The sequence below is a fragment of the Pseudomonas sp. LBUM1659 genome (assembly GCF_059716045.1).
This window is the reverse complement of the sequence record NZ_CP166797.1, coordinates 3,651,831-3,668,227: the sequence shown is the minus strand read 5'-3', so window position 1 is coordinate 3,668,227 and position 16,397 is coordinate 3,651,831. Positions and strand designations below refer to the sequence as shown.

At 54.0% G+C, this 16,397-nt stretch carries 17 protein-coding genes and 1 tRNA gene; 11 read left to right on the top strand and 7 right to left on the bottom strand.

Annotated elements, in window-relative coordinates; all coding sequences use genetic code 11:
• Positions 1-565: 565 nt before the first annotated feature.
• Positions 566-2,269, bottom strand: coding sequence for an arylsulfatase (locus ACA048_RS16545; protein WP_497625387.1), 1,704 nt, complete (start codon positions 2,267-2,269; stop codon positions 566-568).
• Between the two features lie 599 nt (positions 2,270-2,868).
• On the opposite strand from ACA048_RS16545, the gene ACA048_RS16540 reads away from it, so the two are divergent.
• The 3 genes from ACA048_RS16540 (at position 2,869) to ACA048_RS16530 (ending at position 6,406) form a co-directional block, all read left to right on the top strand.
• A complete protein-coding gene (locus ACA048_RS16540) occupies positions 2,869-4,128 on the top strand; it encodes a tyrosine-type recombinase/integrase (protein WP_497625386.1) in 1,260 nt (419 codons plus the stop codon).
• A 316-nt stretch (positions 4,129-4,444) separates the two neighbouring features.
• Positions 4,445-4,684 carry a helix-turn-helix transcriptional regulator gene (locus ACA048_RS16535; protein WP_497625385.1) on the top strand — a complete coding sequence of 80 codons (240 nt, stop codon included), beginning with the start codon at positions 4,445-4,447 and terminating at the stop codon, positions 4,682-4,684.
• Positions 4,685-4,822: 138 nt separating this feature from the next.
• Positions 4,823-6,406 carry a DUF3987 domain-containing protein gene (locus ACA048_RS16530; RefSeq protein WP_497625384.1) on the top strand — a complete coding sequence of 528 codons (1,584 nt, stop codon included), beginning with the start codon at positions 4,823-4,825 and terminating at the stop codon, positions 6,404-6,406.
• Between the two features lie 514 nt (positions 6,407-6,920).
• Here the strand turns inward: ACA048_RS16530 and ACA048_RS16525 are convergent.
• Positions 6,921-7,328 (bottom strand): hypothetical protein, encoded by a 408-nt coding sequence (locus tag ACA048_RS16525; RefSeq protein ID WP_497625383.1) that lies wholly within the window; start codon positions 7,326-7,328, stop codon positions 6,921-6,923.
• 281 nt (positions 7,329-7,609) lie between these two features.
• Here ACA048_RS16525 and ACA048_RS16520 point away from each other — a divergent pair, with 281 nt between their 5' ends.
• From ACA048_RS16520 to ACA048_RS16495, 6 genes are read left to right on the top strand one after another with little or no spacing between them, the layout of a single operon-like run.
• Complete coding sequence (locus tag ACA048_RS16520) at positions 7,610-8,164, top strand: hypothetical protein (protein WP_497625382.1); 555 nt, start codon at positions 7,610-7,612, stop codon at positions 8,162-8,164.
• On the top strand, positions 8,074-9,102 hold the full coding sequence (locus ACA048_RS16515) for an IS30 family transposase (protein WP_497625381.1): 1,029 nt from the start codon (positions 8,074-8,076) through the stop codon (positions 9,100-9,102). The genes ACA048_RS16520 and ACA048_RS16515 overlap by 91 nt, the downstream gene beginning before the upstream one ends.
• On the top strand, positions 9,077-9,418 hold the full coding sequence (locus ACA048_RS16510; protein WP_497625380.1) for a hypothetical protein: 342 nt from the start codon (positions 9,077-9,079) through the stop codon (positions 9,416-9,418). The genes ACA048_RS16515 and ACA048_RS16510 overlap by 26 nt, the downstream gene beginning before the upstream one ends.
• Positions 9,415-9,945 (top strand): DUF5681 domain-containing protein, encoded by a 531-nt coding sequence (locus tag ACA048_RS16505; protein ID WP_497625379.1) that lies wholly within the window; start codon positions 9,415-9,417, stop codon positions 9,943-9,945. The genes ACA048_RS16510 and ACA048_RS16505 overlap by 4 nt, the downstream gene beginning before the upstream one ends.
• On the top strand, positions 9,942-10,589 hold the full coding sequence (locus ACA048_RS16500) for a hypothetical protein (protein WP_497625378.1): 648 nt from the start codon (positions 9,942-9,944) through the stop codon (positions 10,587-10,589). Before ACA048_RS16505 ends, ACA048_RS16500 begins: the two co-directional genes overlap by 4 nt.
• Positions 10,586-10,849, top strand: a complete 264-nt coding sequence (locus ACA048_RS16495) for a hypothetical protein (protein ID WP_497625377.1) — start codon at positions 10,586-10,588, stop codon at positions 10,847-10,849. The genes ACA048_RS16500 and ACA048_RS16495 overlap by 4 nt, the downstream gene beginning before the upstream one ends.
• Positions 10,850-10,980: 131 nt before the next feature.
• Here ACA048_RS16495 and ACA048_RS16490 read toward each other — a convergent pair whose 3' ends face one another.
• Together ACA048_RS16490 and ACA048_RS16485 are read right to left on the bottom strand one after the other, a co-directional pair.
• Entirely contained in the window at positions 10,981-12,279 is a 1,299-nt protein-coding gene (locus ACA048_RS16490) for a hypothetical protein (protein ID WP_497625376.1), read from the bottom strand.
• Between the two features lie 273 nt (positions 12,280-12,552).
• Positions 12,553-12,640: transfer RNA gene (locus ACA048_RS16485), tRNA-Ser, on the bottom strand.
• A gap of 123 nt (positions 12,641-12,763) precedes the next feature.
• Here ACA048_RS16485 and ACA048_RS16480 point away from each other — a divergent pair.
• On the top strand, positions 12,764-13,435 hold the full coding sequence (locus ACA048_RS16480; protein ID WP_489332654.1) for a Bax inhibitor-1/YccA family protein: 672 nt from the start codon (positions 12,764-12,766) through the stop codon (positions 13,433-13,435).
• A 62-nt stretch (positions 13,436-13,497) separates the two neighbouring features.
• On the opposite strand, the gene ACA048_RS16475 is transcribed toward ACA048_RS16480, so the two are convergent.
• Entirely contained in the window at positions 13,498-13,824 is a 327-nt protein-coding gene (locus ACA048_RS16475) for a YceK/YidQ family lipoprotein (RefSeq protein WP_497625375.1), read from the bottom strand.
• A 58-nt stretch (positions 13,825-13,882) separates the two neighbouring features.
• A complete protein-coding gene (locus ACA048_RS16470; protein ID WP_059182827.1) occupies positions 13,883-14,320 on the bottom strand; it encodes an Lrp/AsnC family transcriptional regulator in 438 nt (145 codons plus the stop codon).
• 135 nt (positions 14,321-14,455) lie between these two features.
• Between ACA048_RS16470 and ACA048_RS16465 the strand changes: the two genes are divergently transcribed.
• Positions 14,456-15,349, top strand: coding sequence for a DMT family transporter (locus ACA048_RS16465; RefSeq protein WP_497625374.1), 894 nt, complete (start codon positions 14,456-14,458; stop codon positions 15,347-15,349).
• A 3-nt stretch (positions 15,350-15,352) separates the two neighbouring features.
• On the opposite strand, the gene ACA048_RS16460 is transcribed toward ACA048_RS16465, so the two are convergent.
• Complete coding sequence (locus ACA048_RS16460) at positions 15,353-16,396, bottom strand: FUSC family protein (RefSeq protein ID WP_497629881.1); 1,044 nt, start codon at positions 16,394-16,396, stop codon at positions 15,353-15,355.
• Position 16,397 lies beyond the last annotated feature (1 nt).

The window sequence follows — 16,397 nt, the reverse complement described above, 5'->3', positions numbered from 1 at the left end:
GGAAGTGTTAGCCAGAGGCAAGGGTGTCGTGGGTGACTGCGAATCTGAAGGAAGCCCGAGGCAAACTGCTGGCCTGACGAACAAGCGGATTAGGCGGTGCAGTGGGGTGAGGTAGCCAAAATTGCCAAAGCCCAATACTTGCACGGAACGCTGTGGCGTAGATCCGACAGGCATAAGCAGGAAGGTCGCGCGAATTACCCTGGGAGATCTGTTTAGCCTGCCATGTGCTACCGGCGTCGCGAGATGACGGCGGATTCAATCCGCCTCCTACTCGATCCTGGCCGTTCGTTCGGGGGTAAATGCATGAGGTACGAGCGTTGTCAAAGGGGGAACGCTGTTTGGGGCAAGTCTTCTTGAAGTGGATCGCTTGATGTCAGGGGGGGCAGGCAACGAAATTTTTGCAGCCCTTGGATATAGAAGGGTGTTGTTGTGTGCGTTAAAGAGTATTCATGCCGGGCATTTATCGGCATGCGACGTTTCGTGTGACTGAACGGTTAACCACCGACTTCTTGAGCGATATAGCGGCGCAGGAAATCGGTGGTTATTTCACACTCGCTCCCGCGTTCTATTCGCCGGCATGACTCGACGCTCTGGAGGCTGCCATTTCCGCCATGATACCGTCCAGGTTGTAGGTTTCAGGTGCTTGCAAGGGTGGGAATTCTTTATACGAAGCAAGTTCTTTCATCCACAGCAACTGACCAAGGGGCAACATATTCCAGTCGTAGATATAAGCCGTGGCGGGTGCAGCAAGTGCCCCGGCGTAACCCGCGATGGATTTAGGATCGTCCAACCCACCAGCAATCTCGAAGGGATCGCGCTTGATATTGTCAACCATGGTCCAGGAATAGCTTACAGGTCCTTTCATAGCCCCCGTAGGATCGGTTGGCACCATCGTGTAGTACATCTTCCAGTTTTTGTAGCGCACCGCCGAAGGCTTCGAGCCGGTGTAATAAAAGAAAATCTCGCGCGCGGACTTATCACTCTGGCCTGTCAAATAGTCGACTTGATTGACGCCATCAAGTGTGGTTTTGACGATGCCAGGGTACTTGCCACCTTCTATCTGTGTCTTCAGGTCATTCCCTTTCGGGCCACCGGCGATATCGACCAGGGTTGGCACCCAGTCCAGCGATGAAAACAACTGACTCCTGACGGTGCCTGGCTTGATATGTCCTGGCCAACGTACAACCATCGGTGCACGCATGCCGCCTTCCCAGGTTGTCAGTTTGCCACCTTTGAAGGGGGTGACGCCGCCGTCAGGATAGGTAATGACTTCAGCACCGTTATCGGTGGTAAACACAATTATGGTGTTTTCCAGTTGCCCCATGTCCTCAAGCTTTTTGATGACATACCCGATATTGTCATCCATTTGTTTCATACCAGCCTCATTGACCCCCCAATCCTTGCCTCCTGGGGTACCAACCATGGCCAGATACTTGTCAGACAGCACGGTAGTGATGTGCATGCGTGCAGGGTTGTACCAAACAAAGAACGGCTTGCCGGTCTTTTTAGGGTCGTTGCGGTCGAGGAAATCTATGACGTGTGTAGAGATTTCCTCATCGACGGTTTTTGACCGGTCAAGGGTTAACGGGCCTTCATCTTTACACTTCTGATTCTGCTGTGTGCCGTCGGAGGACACGCAGGCAAGCACCGGTCGTGGCGGTGTCAGGCAGTTTGCTGTCCTGGGGTCAACAGACCCTGGTACCTCGGGAACTCCGGGCAGCGGCTCATTTTTGCAGGGTGGTGCAATGGCTTGTTCAGTAGGCGACTTGTTGATATCGGGAAAACTCACCCCTTGCATCGCATCCAAGTGATAGAGGTAGCCCCAAAACTCTTGAAAACCATGGGCAGTTGGCAGTGCTGCCGGGTGGTCTCCCAAGTGGTTCTTGCCGAACTCACCCGTGGTATAGCCCAAATCGTAGAGGAATTTGGCCAGCGCTGGCGTGCCGGGCCGCAGATAGGAGGGACTGCCGGGTAGTTGTGGCGGGATCATGCCTGTGCGCAGAGGATGCATGCCGGTGAAAAATGCGTTGCGTCCAGCAGTGCAACTTTGCTCCGCGAGATAGTCCATATAAATCGATCCTTCATTAGCAATACGATCTATATTTGGTGTTTCACCAACCATCAAGCCTCGGTGGTAGGCGCTTGGCTGCATCCAGCCAATATCATCACCCATGATGAATACAATATTGGGTTTGGATGTATCGGCGACGGCAGCACCGCCGAGCAGAGGTGCAATAGCAAGTGTTAAGGATAACAAGGTTGTTTTCATGGTTGCTCTCCAAGTTGTACAACAACCCCCCAAGACGGTTGAGTCTAGTCCAAGACTTCAAAACCGTGACGCAGGGCGGGAGAGTCGCGACTCAGTGAGCGAAACTGTAGAAAATAGGGTGTTTACTGACGCTTAAGAGGCCAGCTCACGCCCCCCGACGGGCAATCCGGCAGGTCAGGTGAGATGGAGAGTGGGGGAGCAGCAGGTGGAAAACACAGAAGGCTGAAAGCAAAAAGGCCCCAATAATTGGGGCCTTTTAGATGCGAATATGGCGGAGGCGATGGGATTCGAACTCATGGACCTGTTACAGTCGACGGTTTTCAAGTATGCCGTAGGACAGCTTTATAGTGCTTCCCACTCCTTTGGTAAGCTTCTCCAACCCTTGTAGTTCAAGCACTTAAGTCGCTTGCATGTTTGTTGTAGGTTGTCCTAGCTTTACCCAGCCTGCTTACAATACGCTCACTAGCGTGAAAAGCAGATGCGGCCGGCAGCTGCGCTAACAGCCCCGACCGCGTGGTCAACCTCCTTCTATTCCAAGGAAGCCAACATGCTCATAGTAACCACAGTTGCGCTGCTCGCGCACGTCCGCGAGGTGTCGCATGCCTAAGCTGACGAAGTCATTCGTTGATAAAATCGAAGCACCTGCCGACGGATACGCCCTGCACTGGTGTAGCGAAACCAAGGGCTTTGGCCTGCGGTGCACCGCAGCTGGGAAAGTCACCTACATAGTTCAAGGTCGGGTGCGTGCCAAATCAGCCCGCATCACAATCGGACCGCATGGTGTCTTCACTGTCGACCAAGCGCGGGAAGTCGCTCGTGAACATCTTCGTAGCATGCGTATGGGTATTGACCCACGCGAGACGGCAAAGGAAGAAGCTGCCGCTAACGTGACGCTGCGGGAGGTTGCAGATGCCTACATGCGTGATCGCCCATTGAAGGAAAGCAGCAAGAGCGAAATTGACCGTCATGTGACTACGACATTTGACGCATGGCAGAAAAAGCCCATTACCTCTATCCGTCGTGAGGCAGTCACGAAGCGCTTCAATGAGATGAAGACCAAGGGCTTGCGGGGCGATGGTCCAGCACCCGCGCAGGCAAATCAGAGCTTCTCTGTGTTGCGGGCGCTCTTCAACTACGCGATTCGCGAATACCGAAAGCCAGATGGCTCGCCTGTCATCACAGATAACCCTGTCGATGTCCTCTACAAAAAATGGACTCCGATCAAGCCCCGCACTAGCCGCGTTCCAGACAGCAAGCTAGGGGCAGTGTGGTCACACCTGCAACAAAGCCGCGAGGTTGCGTACAACCGTGACACCCTTGCTAGCCTGGACCTTGTCATGTTCCTAATGCTAACTGGTGCGCGCATCGGCGAGGCGTCCGCTCTCACATGGGACAGGGTTAATCTCGAAGAGGGTTGGTGGCATATTCCCGATCCGAAGAACTCGAACCCAGTATGGCTGCCACTGTCGACACAGGCAGTGGAGCTATTGACCACACGCCAGCGCATCGAGGGCAGCTCCTTCGTTTTCACATCCTGGGGGAAGTGCGGCCACCTCAAAGACCCGCGAGATACGATGAAAAACCTGTCTGTCGTTGCAGGCACGAAGATCACGCCCCACGACTTGAGACGCACGTTCACCACGATAGGAGTTGCCACATGTGGCATCGACTTGCACAAGGTGGAGCTATTGACGAACCACGTACCGAAGGGCGTGACCGCGCGGCACTATTTAGAAACCTCGCACCTTCAATATCTCAAACCCGAGGTACAACGTATTGCCGACTGGATTGCTGAGCAAGGCCGTATTGCGCGGATGATCGCTGATGGTGAAAACGTGATTCAACTACACGCGAGTTAACCTTCGTTTACGCCCGTTAAGGTACTAAAAAATAAACAAAAAAAATCAGTTGCACCGTCACCACAGAGCGCCGTAAAGTTGGCCCTACTTAAGCCTACCCCACGCAATCTGGGGTAGGTTGCGCAACACTGGGGGCGGGCGAGGCAAAAACCCAGAAACTTAAAGACTTGAGCCGGTGCAGTAAGGGTGAGAATCCCCCAGGACCCGGACACCCCCGCAACCGTCTGGGGCAGGTGATCACACAAAACTCGATGGACAAGCATTCTCCGTGCTGGCGCTAAGATGCTCAGCAAGGTAAGTCTACGAGCCCTATCACATGACCTCAGCACTCGCCTTAAAACTTCTTACAAATAACGAAACTGCCTACCTGCTTGGCCTTAAAGCCAACACACTCGAAATATGGCGCACCCAAGGCAAGGGGCCCCAATTTCGCAAAATTGGTCGAGCTATTCGTTACGTTGAGTCTGACGTTATTGCTTGGATTGACGCTCAGACCTGCACCAGCACCAGCCAGTACTCGACGCCGTTCTGCGCTGGCCGCCTAGCCGCAATTTAACCTACGACTTACCGCATATATGGCGTTCGCTCGAGCGCTAACGGAACTGCGCCGCGAGATGTGCCCCAGCCACATCTATTCGCGTAAGCACAGTGCAACAAAAAGCGGCCTTGGGGGGCCGCTAAAAGGAATTACTTGATGAACATCCCCTATATGAACTCTAGCCACAGCGCCGCATTTGATAACTTGCAGGCTCCCCATAACGGCACCAGCGCGACGCAGCAGACTCCCCAGTACCCTTGCCCTGATTCTGATCAAGCTGTGCAACGGCCAAGCGCAACGGCGCCCCTTTCACTCGGTCTAGCATGGCCACCCGGCTTTGCAGGAGAAATTGCTCGTTATATCTACGACACAGCAATTCGCCCCGTCCCAGAAGTGGCTATCGTTGGGGCTATGGGTTTGCTGGCCGGAATCTGCGGTAAGTCTTGGACAACCCCAGGAAAACCGACTGGCTTAAATCTTTACATAGTCTTGGTCGCGCGAAGTGCTGTTGGCAAAGAGGCCATGCATGACGGCATTTCAAAACTCATGGGCATGGCAACAAAGAGTGCTGATATGACGCTAGCCCGACAGTTTGTTGACTTCAGTGACTATGTATCGGGACAAGCCTTGCAGAAGGCTGCGGCTTCAAATCCGTCCTTCGTGAATGTGACTGGTGAGTTTGGGATGCGGCTAAAGCAAATCGCTGGAAGCTCAAAAAGCCCTGACTCACCGATGCAAAACCTCAGGCGAGTTTTGGTGAATTTGTATTCCAAGTCCGGGCCTGACTCTGTTGCTGGCGGTCTCGGCTATAGCGATAAAGACAAAAATATTGCAAGCGTCAGCGGAGTGGCATATAGCTTAATAGGTGAGACAACACCTGGCACCTTCTATGAACTAATTACACCCGACATGATGGCTGACGGCTTTATGTCACGCTTTTGCGTTGTTGAGTACAAAGGTGAGCGCCCGCCTAAAAATCAGTATGCAGAACAATACTCAAAGGCTGAGCCAACAAATATTATTACTATCCTACGAAACTTGATGCTGCATTCTATAACGCTGCAACAGCGTGACATGACGCACCAAGTGATATGTGAGCCTGATGGGTGGCTGGCGCTCGAATCATTTGAGTCTGAGGCTGACATAAACATCATGAAGGCAGGTGATGACGAATCAAAGCGGCAGATGTGGAATCGTGCTTATCTAAAAGCTCTTAAACTGGCATCACTTTTGGCTACATCACAGAACCCATTGAACCCGGTTATCACCACAGTGCAGGCGCAATGGGCCATTGATTTTATCCGCCGGGATATTGCTTCATTTTCAGGAAAGCTCGATGAAGGTGATATCGGTGACAGCGATGATATATTAGAAAAGAAAATTCTAGCGATAGCGAAAGAATACCTCGAAACCCCGTGGCACGAACTACCAAAATCCGCAGCAGGAATGTCGCTCTGTCATAATTACAACATCATTGCACGAAAGTATATTCAAACCAAGACCGCGAACGTCGCCGCCTTCAGAAACAATCGCAACGGAGCAACAAAGGCAATGGATCTAGCCATATCATCTTTGGTCAAGTCCGGGTATTTTGCGGAGGTTCCGAAAATCGAAGTTCATAAAAAATGCGATTTTCATGGGCAGGCATACCGAGTTCTGGACTTGCCCGGTTTTTCAAGGCCGGAGCCAAAGCACTGGATGGATAAGGTGATAGATGACGCAAACAATAAAACACCCTGACCACATGCTCTTTTAAACTCGATGGCACGGGCTTTAAAGGGTAAGCCTTCCGCGAGTTGTAAGTTTTAGCTCGCCAATATTTCGGCGCGCAAATGCATTTGCGCCCTTAAACGTTTGAAGGAATTTGCCTGTCTGAGCCTTAAAATTTAAGCCTGTCTTGTTTTTTCCTTAAACGCGCCCAGCCTAGTATTTGCGCGGCCTAGCAGTAATAGTTTAATAACTTTAAAGGTTTAAGGGGGGGTGTATTGTTATTGCTGTTTTGGGGGCTTTTTAGGGCTAGGCTAGCTTAAACCTAAAACCCCAAACTTTCGGCAGCCGGACTACCATGGGCGCCGGGCAGAACTTCAAACAGCCCCAGAACCAACAAACCCTGTGGCAACTGTAATATGCTCCCCGCTACCCTTGCCTTGAGCCCGGCCCGATCGGCGCGCTACGGGGCTGGCTGGGAGCCTGCTCAGCATATACAACCGGCCCCACGCACTGGCCGGTGGGAGGCGCGCGCAAGCCCCTGTGGTCAAGCGGCATTGACGTTGCGCTTGTTCAACCCGTGATACTTGCGCCACTGATACAGTTCGATTGCTGCATTGTTCTGGTTCCAGCCTTTCTGAAGTGCCGCTGCTTTAACATCCTTCACTGGCTGGTCACCTTCGGCATCAAGCCAATCCCACACATTGCCGCAGAGGGTGCCAGACCTTGGCCGCTTGATCCCGTTTTGTACCTCCGGGGCGCCTTTGACATCGCGAGCGGCTGCTGTGGTCACGACAGGTTCAAGCTCAACAGCCTTGACCTTCCATCCGAACTTAACTTCGCTACCTTTCTTATGAACGGTAATGTCTAAGCGCTCACTCGGGACACCTGTAGCAGCAAGGCCAGCGCGGCGGGCGTTTTCACGCTTCGTATAGGTCGTCTTCGATTCCATCATTGTTTCTCGTTCATTTATTGATGGGGCAACGCTAAGACGCCGCGTCAAGCCTCTGCAACGAGCGCTTGCTATATCCCGTCTAATTATCCGCATCAAGAACTGAGTCTTGATTGAATTTCTCCATCAGATTTAGGAACAGCAAACTGTAAATACGATGCGGCTAATACAAGGATGTGAGCTAACTGCCTGTTAATTAACAAATAGTTTTGTAGATGTCCTGCAATTACCTGTAACTTGTTACCACACCGTAAACAACCACTAATAACTCTAGGGCTCCTTCCATGGAAATTCTTTCGCACGTAACCCCATCTCTTCACCCCATGAATATTTCTTCCGTGCCGGGATATAATGAAGAGATCGCACCGCACTTAGCCACTGCGGTTGAGGCGTTAGATACCGCGTATCAAGGTGTCGATGCTATCCATAAGGCGCGTCAGGGCGCTGCTACCAACCCTACTATGAACGACGCGGGTCGGTTGCTGGTAGTTGCAGATTTTGCAGAAAAGCATCAGTTTTCTATAAATAAAAAGTTTGATCATTCTATGACGGTTCTAAAGAAAAATATTGATGCAATTGAAGTCATGCTTAATACCCCGCTGGTGCAAAGTAGGGCGGATGGAATAACTGCTGAGATTCGTGCGCACGTGAAAGGGCTATCTGTCGAGGAACGACACAAGTTCTTAAATGAAGGGCGGCCGCAAAAACTGAGTGCAACACCTGACCATTTCGGTACGGTGTTGCCCTTATGTCCTATCACGAACTCAGTATCGAAGAACGCGTCACTATCCAACTCGGTTTGGCCCAAGGCTTTAGTCAGCGAAGGATCGCCCGCTTGATCAACCGAGCGCCCTCGACCATAAGCCGAGAGCTACGTCGTAACCGGGAGGGAGGTAGCCGCTATTTGGTGCGAACTGCTCAGCAACGGATGCAGGTTCGCCGTCGTCTCTGTCGGCCCAAACGTAAGCTACTGCCGGGCAGTGAGCGGCTGGAGTTAGTGGCCCATATGCTGCGTGAGCGTTTGTCTCCTGAGCAGATTAGCGGCAAGCTGCGCAGCATGAACATACCCAGCCTCAAAGACGCCTACGTCTGCCGCGAGACGATCTATACCGCGATCTACGCCTTGCCGGTCGGTGAGCTGCGCAAGGAGCTGATCATCTGCTTGCGCCAAGGTAAGACCTCCCGTAGGCCGCGCTCTGGTGGAGTGGATCGGCGCGGCCAGATCCCCGAGATGGTCAGCATTCATGTGCGACCACCGGAGATTGAAGACCGGTTAACCCCGGGGCATTGGGAAGGCGATCTGATCAAGGGCAAAGCCAACGCCTCGTCTGTAGGCACCTTGGTGGAACGTACCAGCGGCTACTTGATGTTGGTGAAAATGAACGATGCGACAGCGACCTCTGCGATGGAAGGCTTTTGTGCTGCGCTCAATCGCATGCCGCTGGCGATGCGTAAAAGCATGACCTACGACCAGGGCCGGGAGATGGCGAGACATATCGAAATCACGCAGAGGACCGGTGTGGCGATCTATTTCTGTGATCCGCACAGCCCTTGGCAGCGCGGGAGTAACGAAAATATTAACGGACTAATCCGCCAATACTTGCCCAAGGGGACTGACTTGTCAGTCCACAGCCAGGAAGAGCTTGATGCCATAGCGCTGCAATTGAACATGCGCCCACGCAAACGCTTCGATTTTAAATGTCCAATCGAAGTGATGGGTCAAGTAATGCAAAAGGCCATCGCTATGCGGCATGATGGCCCGACTTCAAATCAATAACCGTGTTGCACTCAGCTCCTGCAACCGCCAAGCTTTAAAAAATGGTGACAAACAAACTCTTGGCTCTGTACTAGGGGCTCCGGCATATCTGAGCGGTATCAGCCATGAGGAGCAGCAAGCTCGCACGCGTATGTACCATCGAAGCAATGCGCCAGAAGCTGTACAGCGGCTGGAGGCGACAAAGGCTGCATATGAAATGCTTGGCAAGGTTGGTGGGTTGGTCCACACCGAAATTGAAAAAGCTATGGGGGCGTCCTGGTCAAAGGTTAACAACGTACGCACCGCTAAGCAGCGCGCGGAGGCACCTTTCAAATGAGCCACCTGCAACCGGACTGCAAATTACAAGAAGGGGCAGAAAATGCCCCTTCGACCACTCCTGAATGGCTCCAGCAACACCAACAAGATACCGCCGGTGAACAGGCGACTCGAGGTCTTTGGCAGCCCGGCCAAAGCGGCAACCCGAAGGGTCGGCCCAAAGGTGCCAAGAACAAACGGACGCTTCTTGGAGAGGAACTGGAGAAGAAAGGCGCCGAGGTTGCAGCTGTGGTTATTGAGGCGGCATTGGGCGGCGACATGCACGCGGCAGGCTTGGTACTGGCTCGCTTAGCGCCGCCGTTACGTTCTCAGTCGCCGCTGGTTCAGTTCGACCTTGATCGCAACCTGACTCTCACCGAGCAGGCGGGGCAGGTCATCGCAGCTGTGGCTGATGGTCAGCTATCGCCGGATGCCGGGAAAATGTTGCTCGATTCGCTGGCAGCCTACGCAAACATGCGAAACGTAGATGAACTCGCCCACAAACTCGAAGAGATTGAGCGGCGACTTGGAATAGGGGAGCCGTCATGACCAACACACAGCTAGGTTCGCTGATTTTTTGGGTCCAAGAAAGCACAAGGTATTCAATCGTCGGGGCCATTAATGGGCAGTGCCCCGATGCCATCGAAGTGCACGATTTTGAGTCTGTCGAGGCACCCGCAGTGGTCCGCACCATCGTTCTAGAAGCTAACGAATCTGCCCACAGCATCTGGCAGCGAGCGCTCGACACGATGCAGAGCTTTAAGCGCACGCGCCCCTTTAATGCTTCCCAAACGACACAGGGGCTTTTCAGATTTCGCTACAACGAAACCGTGCAGCCAGCTGAAGCAGAGGCCAATGACTGCTATCGAAACCTACGGCATGAGGCTGTGTGGAATACCAGAAACGGCGCAACTGAAGAGATCAGGCAGTCATCTAAAGCCGCGCTACAGGACCTGGCTGAGCAAGCCAACGCGTCAATCCTTGAGCGAACGCTGGCAAATCTTGAAGTTACTTCGCTTTGCGGTCTGCTGACTCATTCAGAGAAACGTGCATTCGAACAGTGGGCAGAGGAACACCGCGCGGCTACGCCAATTGGAGATTCGGAGTCGCTCAATAGGATCGGGAGGCAGTTAGCGCTTCGGGTGCTGAAACTGCTCGAAGGTGCCTCGCATACCATGGTCACGCTGCAATGAAAGCTCGTATTCCTGCATCAATGTGGGCAAAGATTCAAGCTATCTCAAGCGCCTTGGAAAACACTCCCATCGCGCTCAGAAGCCGGGCCTTTGCCCGCTGGAGCAAGGAAGGTTGGGTAGAAATACTACCGCTGGACGATTGGGAAGCTGTGGCCACAGCTCAGCAGGACAAGCTCGTAGCGGAGGCGCGCGAAACCAGCCCTGAACCAGCAGTAATAACCGGGCACGATCCGCAAAACGTGAGCCACAAATACAGGTAAGTCCGCACCGTCAATCCAACGAACGAATAACCTTGAGTTATTCGTTCACAACCGCACGGCGGCATGCCCCGCCTAGGAAGACCCATGCCATCCACGCGGTGCGTAAGCACTGCGTAACCCGTCAGCTGCTTTTACTCGGTCGGTACAGGCGCAGGTTTAGGTGTAGGTGTAGTTTTGGCCTTTGAAGGTGTCATCGCATCCACGGCCCTTCCCGCAAGGTCCTTCACTTGTTCGGCAAAACCCGGAACGGCTCTGATTGCTTGCTTCACAACGTCTGACGAGGCAAGTTCATGCCAAGGACTTCCATGGCTATCAGGTTCTACGAGTCGGAGAGGAAGCTCATCGAACCGAGCAAGCGCAGATGTAAGTAGTTTCGCCTCCATTTCTTTATCAAACCCAGCAGCTTCTCGCCGGAAACCTTCATACGCGCGCGAAATGGATGCCTTGAAGGCATAATCTTCGGCAAGCCTGAATCTTTGTCCTATCTGCTTTGTAGCCAACCATGAAAACCAAACAGGCGCGCCAACCGATAGCAGTGACAGTAGCAAATTCAGTGTAACTACCGATGTCGATATGTTTGGAATTTGGAAGAGTTCTGAAAGCGTGTGAAGCTGATTGGAGCCGAAGTAGCTACCCCCCACAAGGGCAACGGCAAGTCCAGCAACCCAGAACCACATCGACTTGGATAGAGCTATAGAGCGCTCGCTAAATGCGGCCGCCAGCCCAACGCTTGTCGCTGCGGAGTAGGCTGTTTCGCAGCGCTTCAGCACGGCTTCCGCGTCCTCAGCACTTTTTTTCAGCAGACGATCAAGTTCGTCGGCATGCTCTCGAAGCGCTAGGATACGGGCTTGATCTTTGGCGGCTGCCTGAGCAAGGCCGTCGATCGTATTCTGCGCCTCAGACAACTGCTCCAAGTCGGCTGGAAGCTGATCAGCCGCGTTGTAAGCCTGCTCGATCCTCTCAACCATTGAATTTAGATCAGTAGTGCGCGGGTCTAACGCCTTGACTCGCGACTCCATAGCCCGTAGCTGCACAGTCAATCTACGGATTCTTGCTTGCGCCTCCGCGCGTTCGTCTGCCTTCAAGACAGGCTCAAGAGCCTTGCGCAGCCCCGACAACGTGAGCATGTAGGCAGGAATCGCATTTGCAGCGCTGCCCCAAAGATTTGGAATTGTGTGCTGGTGAAGATGAACTATGCGTCGAGCATAGTCCCTGATTCGGGCTTCAGAGTCCCCAAGGGTGTCAGTTTCATTTTCATCGATCATATCGATGATTGACTGCGCTTCTTCGACCAGCTCTGATCTTGTAAGTCCCGCGAACGACCAGTTGGAATGCGCGTTCCCGAATGGCTCGTCGTTTGGTACTACGGCTTTTATTTGTGCAATCACAGCTACTAGCTGGGTCTGAATAGCTACCAACGCTTCGTGCATTCCATGTCCCCTATGTCAATACGCCATTAGGTACGGATCAATCAAAAAACTCAATACCTATGAGCAGAATAGGGATCACAGGCTGCTTACAATCTGCTTACCGTAGTTTTTTCGCACAAAAAAATGCCCCCAAGCTTTGGAGGCACTTTTGGAGCATCTAGCGAGCAGTGTGCGCCACGTGTGGTGCTGAAATAGCGCGTAAGTGCTTGTTTTGTAAAGGGAAAGCCAGAAACGACAAAGCCCTGAATAATCAGGGCTTTGTCGGTACAAATATGGCGGAGGCGATGGGATTCGAACTCATGGACCTGTTACAGTCGACGGTTTTCAAGACCGTTGCCTTAAACCACTCGGCCACACCTCCGTTTGTGTTGCGGGCGCCATAATACCTGAATGAAACACACTGTCAAACTCTCTGCATAGCTTGTTACAGAGCGTCTGTTATGATCTTTGCGACTGAACGTTTCAAACCAACAGGAGTGTCGCCATGCGCGAACAGGATTACGCAGTTAATAACAGCGTGCAGGCTGAGCAGCTAGAGGTTAGCCGCGTCCTGCGCAACACTTACGGCTTACTCGCTCTCACCCTCGCATTCAGCGGCGTGATGGCGTTTGTCGCTCAGCAGATGCGCGTCGGTTACCCGAACGTGTTCGTAGTGCTGATCGGCTTCTACGGCCTTTTCTTCCTCACCAACAAACTCCGTGATTCTGCCTGGGGCCTGGTTTCTGCTTTTGCCCTGACCGGTTTCATGGGTTTCCTGCTCGGCCCGATCCTCAACCGTTACCTGGGAATGCAGGGCGGCGCTGAAGTGGTCAGTTCGGCGTTCGCGATGACGGCGCTGGTGTTTGGTGGTCTGTCGGCTTATGTGCTGATTACCCGCAAGGACATGAGTTTCCTGGGCGGTTTCATCACGGCAGGCTTCTTCGTGCTGCTGGGTGCGACGCTGGCGAGCTTCTTCTTCCAGATCAGCGGCCTGCAACTGGCGATCAGCGCAGGTTTCGTGCTGTTCTCCTCGGTCTGCATTCTGTACCAGACCAGCGCCATCATTCAGGGCGGCGAGCGCAACTACATCATGGCGACCATCAGCCTGTATGTATCGATCTACAACCTGTTCATCAGCTTGTTGCAGCTGTTCGGCATCATGAGCCGCGATGATTAATCGAAGGCTTTAAGTAAAAAACCCGCTCAGGCGGGTTTTTTATTGCCTGACATTCAGGTCATTCAGTCAATGACAATGCTGCCATCGGCCTGCTGGCGGTAGATGGTGTAGGGCAGCAACAAGGTGTCGAGCGCGCCGGACAGGAGTACGTCAATCAGCACGACGGCTGGAGCATCGGTGTGGTCTTGTGCATCCAGCCCTTTTTTCAGAGGTGCATTCAAACTGCAAAAATCATAACTCACACCGCTATAGATTCGCGGTACTGCACCACAATAGCTCTTCTGTTCCTTGAGACTGGTCGCAGCCACTTCGTCACCGCGCACCACCGTTTGAATCGTGCCACAGCCCGCCAGCAGTAGCGCCGCGAGTAGCATCGCCTGAGTTTTCATATACCGCCAATCCTTCGCCGGAAACCCTCAATCTACGCCATTGGCAAACAAACATCACTCATGCCATCGGTGGCAACCGGCGTTTGACCGGGGTCTTCTTGACGATCGCCGTGTTGGTTTCGGCGTGGGTATTGAGGCGGTCGAGGAGGGTGTCCAGTTGTTCCATGGAGCGCACGTGCAGGCGCGCGATGAAGCAGTCGTCGCCCGTGACTTTGTCGCACTCGGTGAATTCGGGGATCGCCTGAATCTGTCGCTCCACTTCCTGTAATTGACCCGGCAGCGGGCGAATCCGCACGATGGCCTGGAGTTGATAGCCAAAGCATTTTGGATCGATTTCCACGGTGTAGCCTTTGAGCACACCCCGCTCTTCGAGGCGGCGCAGCCGTTCGGCGACACTGGGCGAGGACAAGCCGCTGAGGTGTGCCAGCGCCTTGAGCGAGCGCCTCGAGTCTTCCATCAATGCGCTGATCAGCACTTGGTCGATGTCGTCGGTCATGGCGAAACCCCTGTAAGGCAATTGATTGAAACCACCTTGATAAAAAAGGCAGAAATCGAGTTTAGCCTGCTTTTTGCGCTGGAGAAGCGCCCCGGTGGATTGGCATACTTTGCGCTCAAACACAGGAGTCTGAAGATGGACAAATCAATACGTCGCGGTTCATTTGAGATGACCACCGCCATGCTGATCTCCGGGACCATCGGCTGGTTCGTGCTGGTGTCCGGGCAACCGGTACTGGACGTGGTGTTTTGGCGCTGCCTGTTCGGGGCGGGCACCTTGCTGCTTATTTGCAAGGCCTTCGGCTTTTTGCGTCCTGACATTCTGACCCGTACCACGTTCCTGCTGGCAGTGCTCAGTGGCGTGGCAATTGTCGGCAACTGGGTGCTGTTGTTTGCGTCGTATTCGCGCGCCTCAATTGCCATTGGTACGGCGGTGTACAACGTTCAGCCGTTCATGTTGGTGGGCCTGGCTGCATTGTTCCTCAACGAAAAGATCACCTTGCAGAAGCTGTTCTGGCTGGGCATTTCGTTTCTCGGGATGCTGGCGATTGTCAGTGCGCATGGCGGGCAGGGCGAGAGCGGCAATGATTACCTGATGGGGATTGGCCTGGCGCTGGGCGCGGCCTTCCTTTATGCGATTGCCGCGCTGATCATCAAGCGCCTGACCGGTACGCCGCCGCATCTGATCGCGTTGATCCAGGTCTGCACCGGGGTGCTGATGCTTGCGCCGTTCGCGCACTTTTCCGCTCTGCCGCAAGCGCCGAGTGCCTGGGCCAGTCTGGTGACGCTGGGCATCGTTCACACCGGTGTGATGTATGTGCTGTTGTACGGCGCGATTCAAAAGCTGCCGACCGCATTGACCGGAGCGTTGTCGTTCATCTATCCGATAGCGGCGATTTTTGTCGACTGGTTTGCCTTCGGCCATCGCCTCGCGCCCCTGCAATGGCTCGGCGTGGCGGCGATACTGCTGGCTGCCGCGGGGATGCAACAGGGCTGGGGCTTCAAATCGCGAAAGTTAGCGGCACAGTAAGCGTCAGATGTTCCAGCGCGGCGCGGTCTTGGCCAGTCGCTGGCGCATTTCACCGATGTTAGAGGCGAACTGACGGGTCAATAACCAATAGCCGTCCAACAGGCTGTAGACCGGCGCTTCAAGGCTTGAGGCAGGTGGTAGGTCGACGGGACGGCTCAGCCGTTGGGACGCGCCGGTTTTCAAGGCCCTCGCCATCCCTCTGAGTTGCATGCGGATTTGCCGATGTTCCGCGGTCATCGCTGATTGCAGCTGCGCCATGCCATGCGGGTCGCAGGCATCCGGGCGGGTGTTGCCGAGGATTTCCAGGGTGCTGACGCACATCCTCAAGTTGCGCTGAATGGCATCCAGTTCGGTCATGGAGATTTTCACTTCCTTGGACACTGACGGCATCAGCGAGCGCAATTGCACCATCACGGTGTTCAGGCGTCCCATGAGTTTGAGGTGTTCATCATCGCTGACGGGCTCGCCATTGATGATACGTCCGTAGATCGTCGCGCAATCGCGCAGCGCATCGGCCAGGTTGTAGCGCCAGGAAAACACCGCATACAGTGGTAGCGCGAAGGAAAACGCCAGCGCCAGCGCGATGCCGATCAGAATGTCCACCGCGCGCCACAGGCCAGCAGTGACCGCGTTGTCGCCATGTCCCGCAACGATAAACACGGTGATGGCGGCCAGCAACGCTGTGTAACCGCCCTTGCCAATGGCGTGATAGGAGAAAAACCCGCACACCACCGACATGGCGAAATAAGTCAGCCAAGGCATCCCGAGCCAGGCCTGTTGCACGACCAGCACCAGACCGACTCCCGCCCCGATCAAAGTGCCAATGGCCCGCTCGGCGGCTTTTTTGCCGATATTGCCGTGATGCTGTAAGCCACCGATCACCACCAGCATCGTCACCGACGCCCATTCGCCATGGGGCAAATGGATGCCGGTGGTCAGCAGGATTGTCGCCAGCAATCCGAGCGAGACTCGCACCGCGTGGATCAGTTTGGCGTTGCGATAGCGCCGATACGGGTCCAGCAACGGACGCAGCAATCGGCGCAGCAGC